The following is a 22,807-nucleotide window of genomic DNA, read 5'->3' on the forward strand; positions in this document are numbered from 1 at the left end:
GTGACACGATGTCGTCGATTACCGTCCAGCCGGAACTGTTGCTGGAGCGCATTCTGACGCTGGAGATCGCGCGTGTGACGGAGCGCGCCGCGGTATCGTCGGCGCGCCTGCGCGGCCACGGCAAGGACAAGGCCTCCGATCAGGCCGCGGTCGACGCGATGCGGCGCGAGCTCAACAAGCTGCCGATCGACGGCACGGTGGTGATCGGCGAGGGCGAGATCGACGAAGCGCCGATGCTGTTCATCGGCGAGCAGGTCGGCACCAAGCAGGGCCCGAAGGTCGACATCGCCGTCGATCCGCTCGAGGGCACGACGCTGTGCGCCAAGAACATGCCCGGCGCCATCGCCACCATCGCCATGGCCAATGGCGGCACGCTGCTGCACGCGCCCGACTGCTACATGGAAAAGATCGCCATCGGCCCCGGCTATCCGAAGGGCATCATCGACCTCGATGCGCCGGCCGAGGAGATCATCCTCAACCTCGCCAAGGCCAAGGGCGTGAAGCCGAGCGAGATCACCGCGATCCTGCTCGATCGTCCGCGCCATGCCGACCTGATCGCCGGCGTGCGCAAAGTTGGCGCCGCAGTGTCGCTGATTTCGGACGGCGACGTCGCCGGCGTCATCCATTGCGCCGAGCCGAAGACCGGCATCGACGTCTATCTCGGCATCGGCGGCGCGCCGGAAGGCGTGTTGTCGGCGGCGGCTCTGCGCTGCATCGGCGGCCAGATGCAGACGCGGCTCATCATCGACACCGAAGAGCTGCGTGAGCGCACCATCAAGATGGGCATCAAGGACCCGAAGAAGAAGTACGAGATCGAGGACATGGTGAAGGGCGACTGCCTGTTCGCCGCCACGGGCGTCACGACCGGCGCGATGCTCGACGGCGTCAAGTTCGGCAAGGACGTGATCGAGACCGATACCGTCGTCATGCGCTCGGTCACCGGGACGGTGCGGCGCGTGCGCGCCGAGCACCGTCAGTTCGAGAAATTCCACCTCGACTGAGCGGTGGTTGCTGCACGCTTACTTCACCTCTCCCATAGGGAGAGGTCGGCGCGCGCGAGCGCGCCGGGTGAGGGGTTACAAAGCGCGAAAGTCAAGAACCCCCTCACTCCAACCCTCTCCCCAAAGGGGAGAGGGAGGCCCGCCGTACTTGCGGCACGGATGTCAGTCTCCTTCAACCGCCGAGTAGATGGGTTTTGCACCGCTGTGCACAGGCGCCGCTTGCGTTTGGGGCGTGGCGGCATAGCTTCTGGGCTTAGTCGCGTGCGTAAGTCCCCGACAATCCCGATCTCTGTGGGCCGAACAGCCCGCATGAAGGCTTATGCTTATGGCGGCTCTGCCCGCATTCAGTTTGCAGGAGCCTGAACACTACTTCCTCGGTGTCGAGAAGTCGGTGTGCGGCCGCGCCTGGAAGGACCGCCTCGACGCGCGCGGGCAAGCGCGCGCGCTGATGATCGCGCAGCGGCATGCGCTACCCGAGCTTTTGGCGCGGATCCTGGCGGGCCGGGGCGTCGAGCCCGACGAGGTCGAGACGTTTCTCGACCCGACCATCAAGCGGCTGATGCCGGACCCGCACACGCTGACCGACATGGAGCGCGCGGCCGAGCGCCTTGCTTATGCCGTTACGCGCGGCGAGAGCGTCGCCATCTTCGGCGACTACGACGTCGACGGCGCCACGGCGTCGGCGCTGCTGGCCGGCTATCTGCGCGCCTGCGGGCTCGATCCGGTGGTGCATATTCCCGACCGCATCTTCGAAGGCTATGGCCCGAACGTCGACGCCATCCGTTCCTTCGCCGAGCGCGGCGTGAAACTGCTGGTGACGGTCGATTGCGGCACGACCAGCCACGAGCCGCTCGCCGAAGCCAGGAAGCTCGGCCTCGATGTGATCGTGCTCGATCATCACCAGGCCGACGAGGCGTTGCCGCCGGCTCTCGCGATCGTCAATCCCAACCGCGCCGACGATCTTTCCGGCCTCGGCCATCTCGCCGCGGTCGGCATCGTCTTCCTCGCCTTGGTCGCGTTGACCCGCACCTTGCGCGAACAGAATTTCTGGACCGGCTCGCGGCCGGTGCCCGATCTGTTGTCGCTGCTGCATCTGGTCGCGCTCGGCACCGTCGCCGACGTCGTGCCGTTGAAAGGCCTCAACCGCGCTTTCGTCGCCAAGGGGCTGATCGCGCTGCGCCGGCGCGAACACATCGGACAAACGGCGCTGATGGACGCCGCGCGTCTGTCGGGTCCGCCGGAGCCGTGGCATCTCGGCTTCATGCTCGGGCCGCGCATCAATGCCGGTGGCCGCATCGGCCGTGCCGATCTCGGCGTGCGCCTGCTGCTCGAGGAAGACCCGACGGAAGCGGCGCGCATCGCTGCCGAGCTCGACCGGCTCAATCGCGAGCGCCAGCTCATCGAACAACAGACTCTGTCACAGGCTGAAGCCGAGGCGCTGGCGGCGCTCGGGCTCGAAGAGAAGGGCGCCGTGGTGGTGACGGCGGGGCAGGGCTGGCATCCGGGCGTCGTCGGTCTCGTCGCCGCGCGTTTGAAGGAGCGCTATGGCCGTCCGGCTTTTGCGATCGCGATGGAAGCGGGCGGCGTCGGCACCGGCTCGGGCCGTTCCATCCCGGGCGTCGACCTTGGTTCGGCGGTGCGCCGCGCGGTGCACGAAGGCTTGCTGGTGAAGGGCGGCGGGCACGCGATGGCCGCCGGCATCACGCTCAAGAAGGATGCGCTCGGCGCTTTCCGTGGCTTTCTGGAAGAGTCTCTGGCCACGTCGGTCGAGCAGGCGCGGCGTGACTCAGCGCTCAAGATCGACGGCGCGGTGAGCGCCGGCGGCTTCAATCTCGCACTCGCCGATATGCTCAATCGCGCGGGGCCTTTTGGCGCCGGCAATCCCGAGCCGGTGTTGGCCTTGCCCGCGCATGTCATCGCTTACGCCGATAAAGTCGGTGAGAACCATGTGCGCGCGCGCTTCCGCTCCGGTGACGGCAAGTTCGTCAACGCCATTGCTTTCCGCAGCGTCGGTCAGCCGCTCGGTAATGCGCTGTTGGAGAACCGCGGCCGCGCCGTGCATGTCGCGGGCTGTCTCACCATCGATCGATGGCAGGGAGAAGAGCGCGTGCAGATGCGCGTCAGCGATATCGCGCTGACTTGAAACGCGGCGCTTGCTTACGACGCCCGCGCCGCCTGCACTGCGTGTTCGAAAAGCCGGTCCGGATCGTCCTCGCCGGCTAGGCCCGCTTCGATGACGGCGCGCGCGACGAGGCGCGCCCGCGGCCCGTCATCGGCATCCAGGTCGAGCCTCTCACATACGCGTCGGAAAACGGCGAGCAGTTCGCCGAGGGGTCCCTCGTCAGCCGCAACGTCGCACTGTGCAACGGTATATTGATAGGTCACTGATGTTCCGCCTGACGGCTCGTGTGCGCAAGGAGCCAATGATTATAAGTTGCAGCGGGTTGAGCGACAGTACTAAGCCAAGCGGTGGAGACGGGGCAAGCGCTAGATGCAGGGCGACAAGCGCTCGCGGCACCATGAAACGCTGTCATTGCGTGCGGTCTACCCAGTCTTGGGGAGGCGCGGGAATGGGGCGCGGCGCGTATGACGTTACAAAGTCCCGCACCGGCTAGCGAAATTCGCGTGTTCATCAATGATGGCAGATTGCGGCCCGCCACCGTAACGCGGTAAGGCACCGCGCAAGCGAACTCTCGTCCAACCCGAGTTCCATAAAAAATCGGTCTGCAGGACCGCGACAAAGATGGCGTTCACCCCGGCGCCAGGAAATGAGGAAATTCTTATGTCATCGGAAAACACGGTCGACGTCGGCGCCCTGATCGACGCCGAAGGGATCGGCCGCGCGCAGTGGACCATCATCGCGCTGTGCGGGCTGGTCGCGCTGCTCGACGGTCTCGATCTGCAATCGATCGGACTTGCGGCGCCCGGTATCGTGGCACAGCTTCATATCCCGCCGCAGTCGCTCGGTGCCGTGTTCAGCGCGGCCCTGGCGGGCTTGATGCTCGGCGCCTTCAGTCTTGGGCCGCTGGCCGATCGCGTCGGCCGCAAGGGCGTGCTGATCGGTGCCACCTTGTGCTTCGGTGTCTTCACGGTGGCGACGGCTTTCGCCAACAGCTTCCCGGTGCTGCTGGCCTGCCGCTTCCTCGCCGGGCTTGGCCTCGGCGGCGCCATGCCGAGCTTCATTAGTCTCGCCTCGGAATACGTGCCGGCCAATAAGCGCGCGACGATCGTCAGCCTGTTATGGGCGGGCTTTCCGCTTGGCGGCGTCGTCGGCGGCTTCCTTGGTTCGTGGATCATCCCGGCTTACGGCTGGCATTCGATCTTCATCGTCGGCGGCATCGTGCCGATCGTGATCGCTTTCGCCTTGATCGCTGCGCTGCCCGAATCCGTGGCCTTCCTGATCAATCGCGGTCGGCCGCGCGAGCAGATCGTCGGCATCCTGCGGCGCATCTACCCCGAGAAAACAATCGCGGATGACGCGCGGTTCACGCGTCGCGCGGAAACCAGCAACGCCTCCGTCTCGCAGTTGTTCGCCGGGGGGCGGGCGCTTGGCACGATCCTGTTGTGGATCGCCTTCTTCTTCGCCTTCATGATCCTGGTGACCAACTCGTCGTGGACGCCGAGCCTGCTGCGCAGTCTCAATGTGCCGGTCGAGCAATCGGCCGTGGCGCTGGCGTTGTTCAACTTCGGTTCGCTGTTCGGCTCCGGCGTCGCCGGTGCGCTCGTTGCCGCGCTCGGACCTGCCGGTGTGCTGTCGCTGACGCTGCTCGGCGGCGCCGTAGCCTATGCCGGCGTCGGCTGGGCGGCGCCGTCGATCGTCGGCATCACCATCGCGCAGACGGCGTTCGGCGTGCTGCTCGGCTGCGCGAGTTCGGGCCTCATCGCGCTGGCGGCGATCTATTACCCCAGCGCCGTGCGCTCGACCGGCGTCGGCTGGGCCACCGCGATGGGGCGCTTCGGCTCCTTCGTCGGCCCGCTCGTCGTCGGCACCTTGGTCGGCGCGCATTGGGGCGTGCAGACCATCTTCGCTGTGGTTGCCGGATCCATCCTGATCGGCGCGGTGGCGTGTCTGCTGATGCCGCGGCCGAAAGCGCAGGACTGAACGGCGCTAATGCCCCGTCGCCGTCGCGGCCAAGGCCGCGGCGTCGCTCGGCGGCGTGTTGCCGCGCCAGACGACGTGCATGTCGGGCCGCAGCAGGATGAGGTCGTGGCCATAGACATCGCGGGCGGCGTCGTCCGCGATGTCGAGCACGGTCATCGGCGCGCCATGGCCGCCGATCGCGCTTTCGAGCGCACGCGTGTCGGCCTTGCTGCGGCCGAGCTTGAGCAAGGTGAAGCCGTCGATCGGGATGCGGTCTTGGATCGGTTCGCCGCTGTCCATCCAGACATGCGGCAGCCGCGCGCCCGGCCATGTCGTCGGATGATACTCGCGGAAGAGATGCTCGGGCCCGCCGGGGATGTTGTCGATGATCGGCGAGTCGACATAGCGATAGCCGAGCTCCGCGCCGATCATCTCGTTGGTCTTGCGCTGTTCGACATCGGCGATGCGGATGAGGTTGTCGCGCGCGGCCTGGCCGGCAGCCGTGTCGTCCGCGATTTCCGGCCGGTATTGCGAGCGCCATTTGCGCCGGCCGAGCGAGGCATAACGCGAGGCGCCGACATTGCGTTCGCCGATCTGCCGGCGCTCGATCTCATAGGAATTGAGCAGGTTGTCGCCGCCCCAGCCGCGCAACGTCGCTGCCAGCTTCCACGACAGGTCGAAGGCGTCGCCGACGCCGGTGTTCATGCCGAGGCCGCCGGTCGGGATGACGAGATGCACGGCATCGCCTGCGAGAAAGACGCGGCGATCGCGATAGCGGTCGGCGAGCAGCAGATTCTGCCGCCAGGATTGACATGACAGCATCTCGTACTTGACCGGGATGCCGACCACCGTCTCGAACTGGGTCTTCATTTCCTCGTCGCTGCCGACGGTCGCGTGCAGCGTGAAGTGCTTGGTCGAGTCTTGCATGATCAGGAACGAGGCGCGGTTGTCCGCGACGTGATAGTGGCGGCCTTTGCCGGGACCGTTGCCGATCGGGATCTTGTCGAACAGCTCGTCGCAGCGATAAAGCGCCTGCCGCAGCTCCAGCAGATTGCCTTCGCCGCGCAGAGAAATGCCGAGCTGCTTGCGCACGGGGCTCGCGCCGCCGTCGCAGCCGCCGAGATATTGCGCGCTCAAGGTTTCGGTTTTGCCGTCGGTGGTCTGCACCGTGGCGGTCACGCTGCGCGCGTCCTGCGCAAGCGAGACGAACTCGCAGCCGTAGCGCACGGTCACGCTCGGCAGCGTCTCGGCCACCGATTTCAACAGCGGCTCGAGCGTATATTGCGAGATGAGCTGATAGGGCTCGCACGGCGCGCTGCCGTCGTCGATCTTGGCGATATCGCGCCGGGCGTCATCGGCCGACGGGTAGGGCAGGTGCAGGAGAGGCGGCTCGGTCATGCCGAGAACGATGTACACGTCCATCGGCACGTCGCCGCGCAAACCGGCCGCGCGGATTTTGTCGGCGAGGCCGATGCGCCGGTACAGTTCCATCGTCCGTGCGTTGCAGCGTTCCATCTTCGGCAGGAACTGCGGCGCGTCCTTCTTCTCGATCAACGTGCATTTGATACCGCGCCGCCCAAGATCGATCGCCAGGGTCAGTCCGACCGGGCCCGCGCCGACGACGATGACTTCCGTATCCATGCCGCTCTTCTCTCCCTCATCCCCGTCTTTTTATTTCACATCGTGATACGGCGCGGTGCAATGGCTTGCGGCGCTCGCACAGCAGACTCCAATATGCGAAGCTGATGCTCTCGCCAACACGTGGCGTGCGCAACCCTGCGCCGCCGAAAAGCCAGGTGCTTATTTGCCGGAACCTGTCATCGCCTCCGCTGGCGCGGTCGATCCCGCGCTCATCGAAAATTTCGTGCTCGCGAGCCGCATTCTCGCGCACCATGGTGTGCTGGATGCCTGGGGTCATGTGAGCATCCGTCATCCCGGCAACGCGGAGCGCTATCTGCTGTCGCGGGCGCGGGCGCCGGCTTTGGTGTCGGCCGAAGACATCATGGAGTTCGACCTCGGCTCCAATCCGGTCGATCAGCGCGGGCGCCGCATCTTCCTCGAGCGCTACATCCACGGCGAAGTGTACAGGGCGCGGCCGGACGTGCACGCGATCGTCCATAGCCATTCGCCGACGATGATCCCGTTCAGCGTCACCGGTGAGCCGTTGCGCGCCATTTCGCACATTGCTTCGTTCATGTGCGAGGAGGTGCCGGTCTGGGAAATCCGCGACGTCGGCATCGTCAACGGTCTCTTGGTGGCCAACAGCGCGCAGGGCGCCTCGCTTGCCAACAGGCTGGGCAAGGGGCCGGTCTGCCTGATGCGCGGCCACGGCAATGTCGTGGTGGCCGGCGATATCAAAATCGCGGTGCAGCGCGCCCTTTATGCCGAAGTCAATGCGCAGCAGCTCGCTACTGCGCTGTCCTTTAAGCGACCGATCACCTTCGTATCGCCGGACGAAGCGCAGGATCCCAAGCGCCTCGACGACGCTTGGGAGGTGTGGAAGGCGGAAGTCGAAGGCGGCGCCTGAGGGGTCAGGCCGCCTTGGCGCGGCTCGGCAGTTCTTCGCCAGGAGCGGTGAAGGCGTACACGTCCATGCGCAGGATGCTGTAGGTCGCGCTGGTGTGCAGACGCGTCGCCTGCGGATGCTCGCCCGCCGCACCCAAGGCCGTGTAGAGCGGCAAGAGGTGCTCTTCCGTCGGATGGTTCTTGGTGGCGAAGGGCGCGTTCCGGCGATAGTCGACGAGGTCGGCGATCCGCTGGCTGCGCAGACGCTCGTCGAACCAGTCGGCGAAGCCGTTCACCCAGTCCGGCGCCTTGCCGTTGACGTCCTGGCCGCGGAATTCCGACAGATCGTGGGTATAGCTGCCGCTGCCGATGACGAGCACATCGTCCTCGCGCAGCTTGGCGATGGCGCGGCCGACGCGCAGCGCATGCGCCGGGCCGAGATGCGGTTGCACCGAAAGCTGCACCACCGGGATATCGGCCTGCGGATACATCAGCAGCAACGGCACCCAGGCGCCATGGTCGAGACCGCGCTTGTTGTCAATGCCGCAGGTGAGGCCATCGGCCTGCAGCAGTTCGACGACGCGGTTGGCGACGTCCGGTGCGCCGGGCGCGGGATAGCGCAGATCGTAGAGCGCGCGCGGGAAGCCGTAGAAGTCGTGAATGGTCTCGTTGCTGGTGACAGCGTTCACCATCGGCGCCGCAGTCTCCCAATGCGCGGAGACGACGACGATCGCGCGCGGGCGCGGCAAGAGAGCCCCGGCTTCGCGCAGAAACGTGCGCGCCGGCGTGTCGGTCAACGGCAACGTCGGGGCGCCGTGGGACAGGAACAGGCTGGGCAAAGTCATGACACGTCTCCTTTGAAGCCGGGGTTAGAGCTTAACGCGCGAGCGCCAGTTCGCCGCTGCGGCCGCTGATCGGACGCAAGGCATAGGCGCCATCGCCGAGCAGTGCCTGCACGAGCAGGGCAACCGCCCAGAACGCCGGGTATTCCCAGCCGCCATTCGGGTTGTTGAAGAAGAAGCCGGCGGCGCCGTGCACGCTGAAGATAGCGCCGAGCAGGATGGGGATGAGCAGGATCGCGACGACACGGGTCCATACGCCAAGGATCAGTGCGAGGCCACCGAGGACCTCCACGGTCATGGTGACGTAAGCGAGCGCCGGCGGCAGACCGACCGAGCCGAAGAAGGCCGCGGTGCCGGCGGGGGTGAAGACGAACAGCTTGAGGGCGGCGTGGACAAGAAACAGGCCGCCGAGCGTCAGGCGTAGGAGCAGGGCGGCGTAGGGGGCGGTACGGGTATCGATCATCGGGACCTCCGGAACATGATAGGTCCGATATGGCTCATTCCTATAGGTGTGATAATCTATCGCCTATGAATTACATTACACACTATAGGTGTGAGGTTGCGGACCGATGCTTGACCGCCTGACCAGTCTGGAGGTCTTCGCCAAAGTGGCCGAAATCGGCAGCTTTTCGGCCGCCGGCCGGGCCGTGGGCCTGTCGCAGACCATGGTGACCAAGCACATTGCGGCTCTGGAGGAGCGGCTCGGCATCAAGCTGTTTCACCGGACCACGCGTCGGCTGACGCTCACGGAGGCCGGCCGCGGCTATCTGGAGTCGGCGCAGAGCATCCTGAGCGAGATGGACGCAGCGGACGCCGCGGTGGCCGCCGATCGCTTCGAGCCGCGCGGCGTGCTGCGGGTGAACGCGCCGGTCTCCTTCGGCGCGCATCAGTTGGCGCCGCTGCTCTCGGAGTTTCATGCGCGCTATCACCAGGTGCAGGTCGATCTCGGTCTCAACGATCGCCTCGTCGATCTTGCCGAGGAGGGCTGGGACCTCGCCATCCGGATCGGCACATTGGCGAGCTCCAGCCTCATCGCGCGCCGTATCGCACCGTGCCGTGCGGTGGTGTGCGCGGCGCCGTCTTATCTCGCCGCGCGCGGCACACCGCGCACGATCGACGATCTCAAGGCGCACGACTGCATGGGCTACACATTGTCGCGTCTCGTCGGCGCCGATATCTGGACCTTCGCCGGCGACAAAGCGGTCAAGGTCGCCGGGAGCCTGCGCGCCAACAATGGCGACGCGTTGCGCGCCGCGGCCGTGGCGGGGCAGGGCATCATCTATCAGCCGACCTTCGTGGTCGCCGACGATCTGCGCGCCGGCACCCTCGTGCCGGTCGCGCTCGATCATCCGACCGTCGAGTTCGGCGGCATCTATGCCGTTTATCTGCCGGAGCGGAATCCGCCGGCGAAGGTGCGTGCTTTCATCGACTTCCTCGCCGGCCGCTTCGCGCCGGAGCCGCCATGGGACCGCGATCTGCCGCGCTAGGCGGCGGCCGTCGCGGCCCGCCAGCTTTCGATTTCGCGCAGCTCGGCCTCGGGACGTTCGGTCACGGTCTCGCAGCGGCCGAGATAGATGGCGCCGGTTTCGCCATCGATCGACAGCCAGTCGCCTTCCTTGAGGGCGGTTGCGCCGATTCTGGCGCCATGGCCGTCGATGACCAATGCGCCACAGCCGACGATGCAGGGCTTGCCCATCTGCCGCGCCACCAGCGCCGCATGCGCCGTGCGCCCGCCGACGGCGGTGACGATACCGGCGGCGGCGGCGAAGCCGGCAACATCCGCCGTGTTCGTCTCCGGTCGCAGCAAGATGACAGGATCGCCGCCATCGTTGAACTTTGTGGCACTGTCCGACGTGAAGGCGGCGCGGCCGACGGCGATGCCCAGCGCCGCGCCTGTGCCCAGCGCGACGGGATCGGGCGCGCCGACGAGATGCGTGCTGGCGAGCGCGTGGAGATCGAGGCCGTGCAGGCGCTTCAAGCCCTCGGCCGGCGTGATCAAATGCTCATGCACCAGGTCGATGGCGAAGCGCAGCGCCGCCTGCGGCGTGCGTTTGGCGGCGCGCGTTTGCAGGATCCAGAGCTGGCCGTTCTCGATGGTGAACTCGATGTCCTGCACGTCGCCGAAGACGCGTTCGAGCCGCGTCAATGTCGCGTGCAATTGCGCGGCGATCGCCGGCATCGTGCGCGCAATGGCGGCTTCGGTGTCCGGCGTGCGGTTGCCGGAGACGACATCCTCGCCCTGGCAGCCGAAGGCGACGTCGATGACCGGCTCCTTCGCGCCGGTGGAGGGATCGCGCGAGAAGGCGACGCCGGCGCCGGAGGCCGCGCCGCGATTGCCGAACACCATCGCTTGCACGGTGACGGCCGTGCCGCGCAGATCCTCGAGCCCTTGGAGACGGCGATAGGTTCGCGCGCGTTCGCTGGTCCACGAGCGATAGACCGCCTGCGCCGCCGCCGACAATTGCTCCATCGGATCGTCGGGGACGACAAGGTCTTCGTCTTCGATCAGTTGCTGATAGGCGCTTGCCAGCCGTTCGAGCGCTTCGGAATCGAGCGCCTGTTCGGCCATGGCTTCGCTGGCCGTCAATGTCGTCAAGCGCTGCGCGAAGGATGCGCGGCCCGTGCCGAGCACCACCTCGCCGAAGCTTTCGAGGAAGCGGCGGCGGCAGTCCCAGGCGAAGTGCGGATTGCCGGTCATGCGGGTGAGACCGTGTACCGCGGCGTGAGTACAGCCGACGTCGAGCACCGTCTCGAGCATGCCGGGCATCGACCGGGCCGCGCCGGAGCGCACCGACACCAGCAATGGCGTGCGCGCGTCGCCGAACGTTCTGCCGGTCTTCTCCTCCAGGTAAGCGATGCCTTCGGCGAGGCCGTCATTGAGCTCGCGCTGCGCGCGCGGATCGCCTTCGGCCAACGCGGCGCACAGCTCGATCGGCAGCACGAAAGCCGGCGGCACCGGGATGCCGATGGCGGCCATCTGCGCGAGATTGGCGGCCTTGGCGCCGATCACCTCGGCCGGCTCGGCCTTCGATCCGTCTCCAATGCGAACGATCGTCATGACACTTCCTGATTAGGCGGAGAGATCGGCGAGCACGCGCGCGCGCAACAGGTGGCCGAAGGCGGCCAGCCGGTCGGTGGCGCGTTCGATGGCGCGTGCGAATTCAAGCGCCGCGAGGCCGCTTTTGAGATCGAAGTCGCCCTTGAGCACGATCGCGGTCACCGCGCGTTCGGCCGTATCGGCCGTGTGCTCGGCATCGATCAGCCGCGCCACCGCGGCGAGCGTATCGTCGACATCGACGCGCTGGCCGTTCGGCACATCGGCGGCCGCTGTCGTGCCGGTTGCGGCCGCCTCCGTGCCGGCTACGGCCGCCGCACACAGCTCGGCGAGCGGCGGCAACAGGCTCTCCGCCATCTGGTCCGGCGCGAGCGAGGCGATGAACGCCGCCTGTTCGAACAGGTCGATGGCATCCTCGATGCTGTTGACCAATTGCGCGATGTCGCCGTCGGCGTCGAAGCGCGCGATGTCGTTGCGCGCCTCGATAACGATGCGGTCCGCCTTCTGTTCGATATGGCTCGCGCGCGCCGCGAACGCGTGTCGATCGAAGGGGCGCCGTGCCTGCTGCTCGGCGACGAGCTGCGCGAGATCGGTTGCGATGTCGCGGGCAAGCCCCGCCTGGCGCACGACGATGGCGAGGAGCCCGGTCTCGACACCCTGCAGGTGGCGTATGAGATCGGCTTCGATGCGGTCGCGCGCCAGCCGCGCCGAGCTGCCGCCGAGCAGCGCCTCGGCCGAGACGCGCAGCACGGTCTTGACGAAGTCGATGGCGCCGGCGCGGCCGAGCGCGTGGTCGAGGCGTTCGCCGAAACCGATGCGCGTCGGCGTCGCATGCTGGACGGCGCCGGCGACCAGTTCGCCGCCGCCGAGCGCGAGGAAGCCGCGATGGCCGTAGCGATGCCGCGCGGCCCAGTCGAGGATGACGATTGCGTCGCTCTTGGCAACCCAGTTGCGCAACACTTTGCGCGCTTTGTTCCAGTCGATGAGGAAGACGAGCGAGGCGCCGATAGCGGCCAGGAAACCGTCGCGTTGTTTGTCGTCGTCGGCCTGCAAGCGGCCGGTGACGAGATAGAACACGCCGTCATCGCCGAGGCCGGCGGCGCTCTTGCGGTCGAGGCCGCTCCACTGCACCGGAAAATCGCGCAGCAGGTTGGTGAAGAACTTGGCGCGGGCCAGATGCACGTCGGTGTAGGTCACGGTGACGACGCTGCCTTCGACGGCGATCACCACGACATGCGCGTCGGTTTCGCCGATGTCGTTCTGGATGGTGAGGCGCGCGGCGCTTCGTGTCGCGGTGGTGCCGAGGCCGGGATGATCGAATTTGAGTTTGCGCGTCGACTCCAGGCCGCACATGAAGGCCTCGACCATCGGGCGGTCCTGCGGCAGCAAGCCGTAGACATGCGCGCCGGCCAGCACTTCCTCGGCATGCGCCGCGGAGAGGCGGTTGAGCGCCTTGTGCAGATCCATGATCAGGCGATGCAGGCTGTCGCCGCGCTGATGCGAGACCGCGGTCAGCCGGGCGATGCGCGCCAGCGCCATGCTGTCGCTGCCTTCCGGCGGGTTCGCCGCCTTGAGGTGCGCGAGACGATCGGCCATCGCGGCGGCGTGCGCGTCCTCGCCGGCCTGCACGGCCGAGAGCATCGTTTCGACGTCGGCCCAGATCGCGCTTTCAAGCTGATCGAGGCCGGGCGCCACGACGCGTTCGCCCGGCGCCTGGGCCGCGCCGCGCACGAGCGCTTCCAGAGGCATCGGATCGAGCGAGGCGGCGCGGCATTCGTCGGCGAGGTCGAAGCCGGCCGCGTGCGGGTCATGGGCGTGGCGGGTGGCGGCCTGCAGTACGCTCAGCCGCGCCTTGACGCGGTCGTTGGCGGCGAGCCCATCCGCGATCAACGAGGGCAGAAGAATTCCGGCTTGGCCGAGTTCGGCGACGATACGTGATTTCATGCAGCACCTGAACGTTGGTGCTTTTGTACGGCCCATGTCCGGCTGCAGCATTGAGCCAGATCATTCATGCCGCTGTCACATTGCGACGGCGGCCCGCTGTTGGCCGTCGAATTGTGGTCGCGGGGTATGAGGCGTATTCTTTAATAGTTTTGAGCGATTCCTGTCGGTCCGGGTGCGCGTTCAGCGTGGCTCGTCAAGGCCCGTGCGTGTGAGGCCATTCAGGGGATCGTCAACATGCCGCCAGAAACATATTCGGCGTCGGAGACCGTCTCGGTCGATCCGTCGCTTCTGTCCGATGTCGAGACCGGTCGTGGCGATTGGCCCGAGCGCGTCATCGCCGCCGTCGCGATGGTGGTCGGCGTTCTGATCGTCGCGGCGGTCGCGGTGGTGATCGGCGTCGGCTGACGCTTACGGCGGCACGACGCCGTCGAAGGCCCGGCGCGCGTCGGAGGCGAACTGCCGCCGCCACATCACGACCATGATGCCGGCGGTGCTCACCGCGAGCGGGATCGGACCGAGGAACCAGCCGAGATAGCCGAGCGCGAAGAAGAAGGCGCGCTGGCCGCGATTGAAATGCCGGCCGGCCTCGGCGCAGAGTTTGCTGGCGCGATGAGCGAAGGCCTGCGCCGCCGGCGTGTCCTTCTCCTCGGGGAGCGGCGCCGCGCCCACCATGATGGCGAAGTAATTGAACAGCCGGTACGACCAAGCGAATTTGAAGAACGCGTAGACGAAGATGATCGTCAGGCCGAGCATCTTCAGCTCCCACGCTTCCGGCGTCGGCTTCGGTCCGAACGGCAAGAGCGACATCACCGGCAGAATCTGATCGGTCGAGCGCAGCAGGCTCAGCGCGCCGCCGATGGCAATCAGGCTGGTCGAGGCGAAGAACGCGGTGCCATTCTGCAGCGCGGCGGTCACCTGCGAGTCGACGATACGCACCTCGCGCGCCAGCAGCCGCTCCATCCAGTCGTCGCGGTAGCCGTTCATCAGCGCGTTGAGGCTCATGCGGCCCCGCGCCGTGCGTTCGAGCACGACCGAGTAGCCGAGCCAGACGGCCAGGAACCAGGCGAGGGCGAGAAGATCGAGCGTGGTGAGGGCCGTCATGAAAATGCTCCGGCGCGACGATGCCCTCTCGGCGCGGAAGCTTCAACCGCGCCGGGCGAACTTTCGTGCCGGTAGCAGGGTCAGCGTGCGACCAGGCGTCGCGCGTCTTCGATCGGCACGATCTCCCGGCCGAGCGGCCAGAGCGAGATGCCGGCGAGCTTGAGATGCGCCCAGGCGAAGGGCACGCCGATGATGGTGATGGCGAGGAGGATCGCCGCGATCAGATGGCCGAGCGCCAGCCACCAGCCGGCGAGGACCAGCCAGATGATGTTGCCGATCAGCGCGAACAACCCGCCGAACGTGCCGGGCGGCTTGTCGACCACGGTGTAGCCGAAGGGCAGGAGCGTATAGACGGCGATGTTCAGCGCCGCCTTGGCCCAGGGAAGCCCGATGATGGTGATCGCCATGATGATCGCGGCGACGACCCAGCCGGCCGCCAGCCAAATGCCGCCGCAGACGATCCAGAGCACGTTCAAAAGCAGACTGACCGGCGACATCGATGTTCCCCTCGTGGCCTCTTTCTGAGATGGCGTGCCGGCGGGGTTTCGTCGAGGGCCGGGCGCGTAAATTATGATATGAACCGTCCGCGCCCAGGGCGCGACCGTAAGCGCCAGACGAGGCAAAGGACCCATGCCGCAGACGATCACCACCGGCTACAAAGCCCTATGCGAAGCCGCCGAACGCGAAATTGAGACCCTGGCGACGGAGGAGGCGGTGAAGCTCGCCGGCCGCGACGACGTGGTGCTGGTCGATATTCGCGACATCCGTGAATTGCAGCGCGAGGGCAAGGTGCCGGGCGCCTTCCATTGCCCGCGCGGCATGCTCGAGTTCTGGATCGATCCGGAGAGCCCGTACCACAAGCCGGTGTTCGCGCAGGACAAGACGTTTGTGTTCTTCTGTGCCGGTGGCATGCGCTCGGCGCTCGCGGCGCAGACGGCGCACCGCATGGGGCTGAGGCCGGTCGCGCACATCAAAGGCGGCTTCGGCGCCTGGAAGAAAGCGGGCGGGCCGGTCGAGGCGGTGGAGGGGAAGAAAGCGTGAGTGGCTATTCGGGCCGTTGCTCGTAAGTATCAGCAGACTTTGTTGGCGCGGTTTAGAAAGCTGTCCACATTCGCTAACTTAGTGCCGTCATCCTGAGGTGCGCGCCGAAGGCGCGCCTCGAAGGACGACGGCCGAGGTCTCTGTGCCCGTTCATCCTTCGAGGGCCGCACTTCGCGCGGCCACCTCAGAATGACGGGTCATCTCTGGAGCAAGTTGAAAAGTCCATGTCTCTCACACTCGTCATCGGCAACAAGAACTACTCCTCCTGGTCGCTGCGGCCGTGGATCGCGATGAAAGTCGCCGGCATTCCGTTCGCGGAGATCGTGATCCCGCTCTACGAGCCCGGCAGCCGCGAGGAGATGCTGAAATATTCGCCCGCCGGCAAAGTGCCGATCCTGATCGACGGCGACGAACATGTGTGGGAGTCGCTCGCCATCCTCGAGCATCTCGCCGAGCGCTTTCCCGATGCCGGCCTCTGGCCGCAGGATCGCCGCGCGCGCAGCCACGCGCGCGTGGTCGCGACCGAGATGCATGCCGGCTTCCAGCCGCTGCGGCGCGACTGCACCATGAATCTATGGCTGCCGGTGAAGGCGCGGCCGCAGAGCGAAGAGGTGCTGGCCAACATGCGCCGCATCGAAGAGCTTTGGCGCGAGTGCCGCGCGCGGTTCGGCGCGAACGGCGGGCCGTTTTTGTTCGGCCGCTTCGGCGCGGCGGACGCGATGTATGCGCCTGTCGTCTCGCGCTTCCACACTTATGGCCTGCCGGTTGCCACCGACACGCGCGCCTACATGGATGCGGTGATGGCATTGCCGGCCTGGCGGGAATGGACCGACGCCGCCATGAAAGAGACCTGGGTCATGAAGCACAACGAACCGGACTGGCCGCTGGTGCGCGGCGTCAAGGTCGAGTGAGCGCGGCCGGACAAGTCCGCCGCCATCTTCTTACGTTAATTTTTGGCAAGGTGAATTGCGCGCGGCGAGACGTAAGCGTCCCGCGCAAGTGACCGCGCTGCCGTGATTAATGCTGCACGGGTGCGATAGCGGACAATCTCGCTATGCGGCGATAGGCAGCGTCGCGCATCCCAATTCTGTCAAAATTGCGCGGACGATCCGCCTGAGTTTTCGCGGCGTTTATGCCGGCGAGAACGTCGTTTGGGGGAGACGCTTCCAAGGCCGGCGCACGATGTCGCGCCGGGTGGGGTCCTGCTATGGCTCGCTATCGCTCGCTCACTATTGCTGCCGTCCTATTCGCTTTGTCCGCGCCCGCCTTAGCTGTCGATAACAATCCGGATATCAAGGGGCTCTATCTTCTGACCGACTATCCGGCGGTCACCGTGCAGCCGGGCACGACATCCACGGTCAGCCTCAAGCTGCGCAATTACGGCCTCGCGCCGGAGCGGCTGTCGCTCTCGGTCAATGGCGTGCCGAAGGGCTGGACCGCGACCTTGCTCGGCGGCGGCCAGCCGATCGCCGCCGCGATGCCGGCGACGGACGACAGCGTGTCGCTCGATCTCAGATTGGATGTGCCGAAGGATGCGCAGATCGGCGCGCAGACCATCACCATCAACGCCGATGGCGCGACCGGGCACGTGTCGCTGCCGGTGCAGGTGTCGCTGGCCAAGGAGTTGCCGGCGAAGCTGACCTTGACGCCGCAACTGCCCGATCTGCGCGGCTCGACCCGATCGAATTTCGAATACACGATGACCATCAAGAACGACAGCGGCAAGAAGCTGCTGGTCAGTCTTGCCGCCGACGCGCCGCGCAACTTCGACACCGCGTTCACCGAGGCCTATGGCACGCAGCAACTGACCGCCATTCCGGTCGACGCCGGCAAGACCAAGGACGTCAAACTTAAAGTGACGCCGCCCGACTCGGTCGACGCCGGCCGTTATCCGGTGACCGCACATATCGCCGCCGAGGACGCCAAGGCCAGCGCCAAGGTCGCGCTCGACATCACCGGCGAGCCGAAGCTGACGCTGGCGGGCCGGGAAGGGCTGCTGTCGGCGCGCGCCACCGCCGGCAAGGAAAGCAGCGTGCCGGTGACCATCAGCAACACCGGCACCGCGCCGGCCGAGAACGTACAGCTTTCCGGCAATGCGCCCGGCGGCTGGAAGGTGACGTTCGAGCCGAAGACCATCGAACGCATCGCGCCCAATCAGCATGCCGATGTGCAGGCCTTGATCACGCCGCCGGACAAGGCGATCGCCGGCGACTATGTGACGACGCTCACCGCCTCGAGCAAAGGCGCGAGCGGCAACGGCAACTTCCGCGTCACCGTCACCACCTCGACCATGTGGGGCGTCGCCGGCGTCGGCATCATCGGTGCGGCCTTGCTGATCATGGTCGGCGCCGTTGCCCGCTTCGGCCGCCGGTAGGTGCGCCATGAGCGAAAAGCGCGAAACCGTCATCGAGGCCAAAGGCCTCACCAAGCGCTATGACACGGCGACCGCCGTCGACAGCGTGAACTTCAGCGTCGCCGCCGGCGAGATCTTCGGCCTTCTCGGTCCGAACGGCGCCGGCAAGACCACCACCATCCTGATGTTGCTCGGCCTCAGCGACATCAGCGCCGGCACGGCGCGCGTCTTCGGTCACGATCCGATGCGCGAGCCGCTCGCGGTGAAACGGCGGGTCGGCTATCTGCCCGACCTCGTCGGTTTCTACGATCAGCTCTCGGCCGCCGACAATCTGCACTACACGGCGCGGCTGATGGGCATGAGCCTCGGCGAGCGCAAGCGGCGCATTCCGGAGGCGCTGGCCCGCGTCGGGCTGGCCGACGTCGCCGGCAAGAAAGTCGGCGCCTTCTCGCGCGGCATGCGCCAGCGGCTGGGCCTCGCCGAGATCGTGATGAAGGATGCGCGCGTCGCTATCCTCGACGAGCCGACCAACGGTCTCGATCCGCAGGCGAGCCTCGAACTGCTCGATCTCATCCGCGCGTTGAAGGCACAGGGCGTCAGCATCCTGTTGTCGTCGCACCTCTTGGATCGCGTGCAGACGGTGTGCGATCGCGTTGCGCTGTTCAACGCCGGCAAGATCGCGCTCATGGGCACGGTCGAGGAGCTGGGCCGGCAGGTGCTCGGCGGCGGCTACACGGTGGAAGTCGAAGCGAGCGGCGGCAACGGCGTGCGCGAAAGGCTGGCGGCCTTGCCGGGCGTGCGCAGTGTCGAGCAGCCGGCGCCCGGCCGCTGGCGGCTGACCTGCGACCGCGATCTGCGCGCCGAGGCGGCGGCGGAGGCCGTGGCGGCCGGCGCGCGCCTCAACCAGCTCTCGCTCGATCAGCCGAGTCTCGAGACCATCTACACGCGCTACTTCCAGAAGGCCCAGGCGGAGGTGCGTCATGCAGCGTGAAGGCTCGGCTTTCCAAGGCCTCGGCGTCGTCGTGCTCAAGGAGCTGTCGGATCACTTCGGCAGCATGCGCATGCGTATCCTGGAGTGGCTAGTGGTGTTGACCGCGCTCGCCGCGGTCTACGGCGCCATCACCCAGGTGCGCGACGTCACGGCGGAAGATCCCTTCCTGTTCCTGCGCCTGTTCACCACCGCGCGCGAGCCGCTGCCGTCCTTCGTCGCGTTCCTGAGCTTCCTGGTGCCGCTGATGGCGATCGGTCTCGGCTTCGACGCCGTCAACGGCGAACACAACCGGCGCACGCTCTCGCGCATCCTGTCGCAGCCGATCTATCGCGACGCGTTGCTGTTCGGGAAGTTCATCGCCGCGCTCGTCACCTTGTCGGTGAGCCTGATCGCGTTGTGGCTGCTGGTGATCGGGCTCGGGCTCATCATGCTGGGCGTGCCGCCGGGCGGGGAGGAGATGGCGCGCGCCTTCCTCTTCCTGCTGGTGACCATCGCCTATGCCGGCGTGTGGCTGGCGCTGGCGATGCTCGCCTCGGTGCTGTTCCGTTCGGCGGCGACGGCGGCGTTGGTGACGCTCGGCCTGTGGCTGTTCCTCACGGTGATCTGGCCCGCGCTCGCGCCGGCGGTGACCGAGGCGTTCGTCTCGCCCGAGAACCAGGCAACGTTCCTGATGACCGGGCAGATGCTGGCGCGGCTGTCGCCGTCGACCTTGTTCGGCGAATGCGTGCTGGCGCTGCTCGATCCGACCACGCGCACCTTGGGGCCGGTCTACTTAAGCCAGCTCCAGGGCGCGGTGATGGGCACGCCGCTGCCGCTCTGGGACAGCGTCATGGTGGCTTGGCCGCAGATCGTCGGCCTGATCGCCGCGTCCATCATCCTGTTCGTCGGCGGCTACGTCGCGTTCCAGCGGCAGGAGGTGAGGGCGTGAGCGAGGACCGCCTGTCGAACGTCGTCATGGCCGGGCTTGTCCCGGCCATCCACGTCTTTCTGATCGCAACTTCGCGAAGGCGCATGACAGTCTAAGCGTCTTTCAGTGACCGCTTCAGTGTCCCATTGAGTTTCGTCAGCAGGCCGGCGAGCGTATCGCGCTCGTCCGCCGTCCAGTCCGCGACCAGCCGATCGATACGCTCCAGCCGCATGCGGCGCATCTTGCGCATCACGGTCAGGCCGTGGCGGGTGGCGTGGATCAGGCTCGAGCGGCGGTCGTTCGGATTGGGCTCGCGCGCGACCAGTTCGGCGTCTTCCATGGCCGCGATCTGACGCGTCACGGTGGAGTCGTCGAGCAGCAGCAGGTCGGCCAGGGTCGCGGTCGGCGTCGGGCCGCGCGCTTCGAGCACGCGCAGCAGCAGGAATTGCGCCCGGTCGAGCGGATAGTTCCGCCGCCGCTGCATGGCTTCGAGCACGCGCGCGAGCTCGCCGATTTCCCGTTCGATGGTCTCGACGTTGGTCTCGGCGGCGGCCTGGTCTTCAGCGGCAGTGATCATCTCGGCATTCCCGGTCCCGGAGACGGCGCCCGACGGCGCTCTTTGCGCTTTCTTAGCCATACGCGGGACGCATGGCTATATGTGTATCATACACCTTGTTGGCCGGGACCTCCAGAGATACCTGTATCATACAATTAAATAGGGTTGGCCCGCCGTCGGGGGCGGGGCCGCCGCTGGAGAGTTCCGTGACAACACCGAAGAAGCCGGGTCCCGGCTATAAATGGATGGTGCTGAGCAACACCACGCTCGGCATGCTGGCCGCGGCCATCAACAGCTCGATTCTCTTGATCAGCCTGCCGGCCGTGTTCCGCGGCATCGGCCTCAAGGCGCTCGATCCCGGCAACATCGATTATTTGCTCTGGGCGATCATCGGCTACCTGATCGTCATCGCGGTGCTGGTCGTCGCCTTCGGCCGCCTCGGCGACCAGTTCGGCCGCGCCCGCATGTACAATATCGGCTTCGCCATTTTCACCGCGGCATCGGTCGCGCTCAGCCTGATGCCCGGGGAGGGCGGCAGCGCCGCGCTCTATCTCATCATCGTCCGCATCATCCAGGGCGTCGGCGGCGCGCTGATCATGGCCAATGCCACGGCCATCCTCACCGACGTGTTTCCGCCGCATCAGCGCGGCATCGCGCTCGCCGTCAACATGGTGGCGACGGTCGGCGGGCAGTTCATCGGCCTCATCATCGGCGGCCTGCTGGCCGACGCCAACTGGCGTCTGGTGTTCTGGATCAACGTGCCGATCGGCATCATCGGCACCGTGTGGGGCTTTTATAACCTGCGCGATCACCGTTCGCGGGTCAGCCACAAGATCGACGTGTGGGGCAATGTCACCTTCGCGGTCGGCCTCATCCTGGTGCTGACCGCCATCACCGAAGGCATTCAGCCCTATGAGGGCCACGTGATGGCTTGGACCAGCCCGATGGTCGTGACCTGCTTCGCCGTCGGCCTGTTCGCGCTCGTCGCATTCTACATGTACGAGCGCCGCATCGAGCGGCCGATGTTCGATTTCAAGCTGTTCCGCCTCAAGCCCTTCGCCTACGGCAACCTCGCCGGTCTGCTCGCCTCGATGGCGCGCGGCGGTCTGCAGTTCATGCTGATCATCTGGCTGCAGGGCATCTGGCTGCCGCTGCACGGCTATTCCTTCGAGGAGACGCCGCTGTGGTCGGCGATCTTCATGGTGCCGCTGACGGTCGGCATGCTCGCGGCCGCGCCGGTCGCCGGTTATCTGTCCGACCGGTTCGGCGAGCGGCCCTTCGCCATCGGCGGCATGCTGGTCGGCGCGGCGGCTTTCATCGGGCTGATGCTGCTGCCGGCCGATTTCAATTACGCGCTCTTTGCGTTCCTGCTGCTGCTCAACGGCCTCGGCACCGGCCTCTTCATCGCGCCGAACGCGACGCAGATCATGAATGCCGTGCCGGCGCAGGAACGCGGCCAGGCCTCGGGCATGCGTGCCACGGCGGTCAATGCCGGCACCGTGCTCTCGATCGGCGTGTTCTTCTCGCTGATGCTGGTCGGCCTTGCCCAGATGCTGCCGCAGAGCATGCAGGCGGGCCTCGTGGCGCAGGGCATGCCGGCCGATATCGCGCGTCAGGTCGCATCGGCGCCGCCGGTGGCGAGCCTGTTCGCGGCCTTCCTCGGCTACAATCCGATGGGCGAGCTCATCCCGGCCTCGGCCTTGTCGGCGATCCCGGCGGTCAACGCGGCGACGATCACGGGCAAGACCTTCTTCCCGACGCTGATGTCGGCGCCGTTCATGGAAGGGCTGAAGTTCGCCTTCACCTTCTCGATGCTGCTCAACCTGATCTCGGCGGCGGCGTCATGGCGCGCCGTCGGCAAGCCCGAGGCGGCACACTAACCTTGTTCAGACGAACTCTCGGCGAGCTGCTTCAGCAACTCGTCGATGAAGGGGCGCTGGCCGGGCAGGATCTTCCGCTTGGCGGTGGCGATGTCGAAATAGGCGATGCGGTCGATCTCGGGGAAGTTCTGCATCTTGCCCGAGCGCGGCGGCCATTCCATCTCGAAGGTGTTGCTGGAGAAAACCTTGATGTCGAAGTCCGCCTCCAGCGCGAAGGCGTGGATGAGCTTGCCGCTCTTCTGACGCAGCGGCGTCAGCGTGGCGAGAGGCCCTTCGGCGACCAGCCCCGTTTCTTCGTTGAATTCACGCTTGGCGCAGGCGAGCACGTCGCCCGAGATGACGGTGCCCTTGGGGATCGACCAGGCGCCTTCGTCCTTCTTGCGCCAGTAGGGGCCGCCCGGATGCGCCAACAACACCTCGACGCCCCGGTTGCGGCGGAAGGCGAGAATGCCGGCACTGACTTCGTTTCGGCGGGACATGAATCGGCTCGGCGATCATCAAAGCACGGCCGCGCCGGCTTGTGGAAACGCGAAAATGTGATTGCAGCCAT

Annotated in this window: 21 protein-coding genes; 12 read left to right on the top strand and 9 right to left on the bottom strand. The window is 66.5% G+C overall.

Annotated features, from left to right (window positions below; genetic code table 11):
• Positions 1–8: 8 nt before the first annotated feature.
• From glpX to DW352_RS03730, 3 genes are all read left to right on the top strand, one after another.
• Positions 9–1,001, top strand: a complete 993-nt coding sequence (gene glpX / locus DW352_RS03715; protein WP_115688655.1) for a class II fructose-bisphosphatase — start codon at positions 9–11, stop codon at positions 999–1,001.
• 325 nt (positions 1,002–1,326) lie between these two features.
• The gene (gene recJ, locus DW352_RS03720; protein ID WP_115688657.1) at positions 1,327–3,144 is read left to right on the top strand and encodes a single-stranded-DNA-specific exonuclease RecJ; all 1,818 of its coding nucleotides are present in this window, start codon (positions 1,327–1,329) and stop codon (positions 3,142–3,144) included.
• Positions 3,145–3,783: 639 nt separating this feature from the next.
• Positions 3,784–5,103 carry an MFS transporter gene (locus DW352_RS03730; protein WP_162826769.1) on the top strand — a complete coding sequence of 440 codons (1,320 nt, stop codon included), beginning with the start codon at positions 3,784–3,786 and terminating at the stop codon, positions 5,101–5,103.
• Between the two features lie 6 nt (positions 5,104–5,109).
• Here the strand turns inward: DW352_RS03730 and DW352_RS03735 are convergent, their stop codons facing one another.
• Complete coding sequence (locus DW352_RS03735) at positions 5,110–6,723, bottom strand: FAD-dependent monooxygenase (protein WP_115688663.1); 1,614 nt, start codon at positions 6,721–6,723, stop codon at positions 5,110–5,112.
• A 163-nt stretch (positions 6,724–6,886) separates the two neighbouring features.
• Here DW352_RS03735 and DW352_RS03740 point away from each other — a divergent pair, with 163 nt between their 5' ends.
• Positions 6,887–7,609: a class II aldolase/adducin family protein gene (locus tag DW352_RS03740; RefSeq protein WP_162826770.1), complete on the top strand. Its 723-nt coding sequence runs from the start codon at positions 6,887–6,889 to the stop codon at positions 7,607–7,609.
• Positions 7,610–7,613: 4 nt separating this feature from the next.
• On the opposite strand, the gene DW352_RS03745 is transcribed toward DW352_RS03740, so the two are convergent.
• The gene (locus DW352_RS03745) at positions 7,614–8,432 is read right to left on the bottom strand and encodes a DODA-type extradiol aromatic ring-opening family dioxygenase (protein ID WP_115688667.1); all 819 of its coding nucleotides are present in this window, start codon (positions 8,430–8,432) and stop codon (positions 7,614–7,616) included.
• 31 nt (positions 8,433–8,463) lie between these two features.
• Positions 8,464–8,892, bottom strand: coding sequence for a DoxX family protein (locus DW352_RS03750; RefSeq protein ID WP_115688669.1), 429 nt, complete (start codon positions 8,890–8,892; stop codon positions 8,464–8,466).
• A 106-nt stretch (positions 8,893–8,998) separates the two neighbouring features.
• Here DW352_RS03750 and DW352_RS03755 point away from each other — a divergent pair, with 106 nt between their 5' ends.
• Positions 8,999–9,916 carry a LysR family transcriptional regulator gene (locus tag DW352_RS03755; RefSeq protein ID WP_115688671.1) on the top strand — a complete coding sequence of 306 codons (918 nt, stop codon included), beginning with the start codon at positions 8,999–9,001 and terminating at the stop codon, positions 9,914–9,916.
• On the opposite strand, the gene DW352_RS03760 is transcribed toward DW352_RS03755, so the two are convergent.
• Positions 9,913–11,487, bottom strand: a complete 1,575-nt coding sequence (locus DW352_RS03760; protein ID WP_115688673.1) for a pyruvate, phosphate dikinase — start codon at positions 11,485–11,487, stop codon at positions 9,913–9,915. The genes DW352_RS03755 and DW352_RS03760 overlap by 4 nt on opposite strands.
• Before the next feature lie 12 nt (positions 11,488–11,499).
• Positions 11,500–13,428 (bottom strand): hypothetical protein, encoded by a 1,929-nt coding sequence (locus DW352_RS03765; protein WP_115688675.1) that lies wholly within the window; start codon positions 13,426–13,428, stop codon positions 11,500–11,502.
• Between the two features lie 234 nt (positions 13,429–13,662).
• On the opposite strand from DW352_RS03765, the gene DW352_RS26670 reads away from it, so the two are divergent.
• A complete protein-coding gene (locus tag DW352_RS26670) occupies positions 13,663–13,833 on the top strand; it encodes a hypothetical protein (protein ID WP_162826771.1) in 171 nt (56 codons plus the stop codon).
• A 3-nt stretch (positions 13,834–13,836) separates the two neighbouring features.
• Here the strand turns inward: DW352_RS26670 and DW352_RS03770 are convergent, their stop codons facing one another.
• Together DW352_RS03770 and DW352_RS03775 are read right to left on the bottom strand one after the other, a co-directional pair.
• On the bottom strand, positions 13,837–14,529 hold the full coding sequence (locus DW352_RS03770) for a DUF599 domain-containing protein (RefSeq protein WP_115688677.1): 693 nt from the start codon (positions 14,527–14,529) through the stop codon (positions 13,837–13,839).
• Between the two features lie 80 nt (positions 14,530–14,609).
• Positions 14,610–15,026 (bottom strand): YccF domain-containing protein, encoded by a 417-nt coding sequence (locus DW352_RS03775; RefSeq protein WP_115688679.1) that lies wholly within the window; start codon positions 15,024–15,026, stop codon positions 14,610–14,612.
• 133 nt (positions 15,027–15,159) lie between these two features.
• Here DW352_RS03775 and DW352_RS03780 point away from each other — a divergent pair, with 133 nt between their 5' ends.
• The 5 genes from DW352_RS03780 (at position 15,160) to DW352_RS03800 (ending at position 19,842) form a co-directional block, all read left to right on the top strand.
• On the top strand, positions 15,160–15,570 hold the full coding sequence (locus tag DW352_RS03780) for a rhodanese-like domain-containing protein (RefSeq protein WP_115688681.1): 411 nt from the start codon (positions 15,160–15,162) through the stop codon (positions 15,568–15,570).
• Positions 15,571–15,794: 224 nt separating this feature from the next.
• Entirely contained in the window at positions 15,795–16,481 is a 687-nt protein-coding gene (locus DW352_RS03785) for a glutathione S-transferase family protein (RefSeq protein WP_115688683.1), read from the top strand.
• Between the two features lie 296 nt (positions 16,482–16,777).
• Positions 16,778–17,944 carry a COG1470 family protein gene (locus tag DW352_RS03790; RefSeq protein WP_115688685.1) on the top strand — a complete coding sequence of 389 codons (1,167 nt, stop codon included), beginning with the start codon at positions 16,778–16,780 and terminating at the stop codon, positions 17,942–17,944.
• 7 nt (positions 17,945–17,951) lie between these two features.
• Entirely contained in the window at positions 17,952–18,914 is a 963-nt protein-coding gene (locus tag DW352_RS03795) for an ABC transporter ATP-binding protein (RefSeq protein ID WP_115688687.1), read from the top strand.
• Positions 18,904–19,842: an ABC transporter permease gene (locus tag DW352_RS03800; RefSeq protein WP_115688689.1), complete on the top strand. Its 939-nt coding sequence runs from the start codon at positions 18,904–18,906 to the stop codon at positions 19,840–19,842. Before DW352_RS03795 ends, DW352_RS03800 begins: the two co-directional genes overlap by 11 nt.
• A 91-nt stretch (positions 19,843–19,933) precedes the next feature.
• Here DW352_RS03800 and DW352_RS03805 read toward each other — a convergent pair whose 3' ends face one another.
• Positions 19,934–20,398 carry a MarR family winged helix-turn-helix transcriptional regulator gene (locus DW352_RS03805; RefSeq protein ID WP_162826772.1) on the bottom strand — a complete coding sequence of 155 codons (465 nt, stop codon included), beginning with the start codon at positions 20,396–20,398 and terminating at the stop codon, positions 19,934–19,936.
• A gap of 185 nt (positions 20,399–20,583) precedes the next feature.
• Between DW352_RS03805 and DW352_RS03810 the strand changes: the two genes are divergently transcribed.
• Positions 20,584–22,257: an MFS transporter gene (locus DW352_RS03810; RefSeq protein WP_210209923.1), complete on the top strand. Its 1,674-nt coding sequence runs from the start codon at positions 20,584–20,586 to the stop codon at positions 22,255–22,257.
• Here DW352_RS03810 and DW352_RS03815 read toward each other — a convergent pair.
• Complete coding sequence (locus tag DW352_RS03815) at positions 22,254–22,736, bottom strand: NUDIX hydrolase (RefSeq protein ID WP_115688695.1); 483 nt, start codon at positions 22,734–22,736, stop codon at positions 22,254–22,256. The genes DW352_RS03810 and DW352_RS03815 overlap by 4 nt on opposite strands.
• Positions 22,737–22,807 lie beyond the last annotated feature (71 nt).

Origin of the sequence: Pseudolabrys taiwanensis (genome assembly GCF_003367395.1) — a bacterium.
Taxonomy (GTDB): Bacteria; Pseudomonadota; Alphaproteobacteria; order Rhizobiales; family Xanthobacteraceae; genus Pseudolabrys; species Pseudolabrys taiwanensis.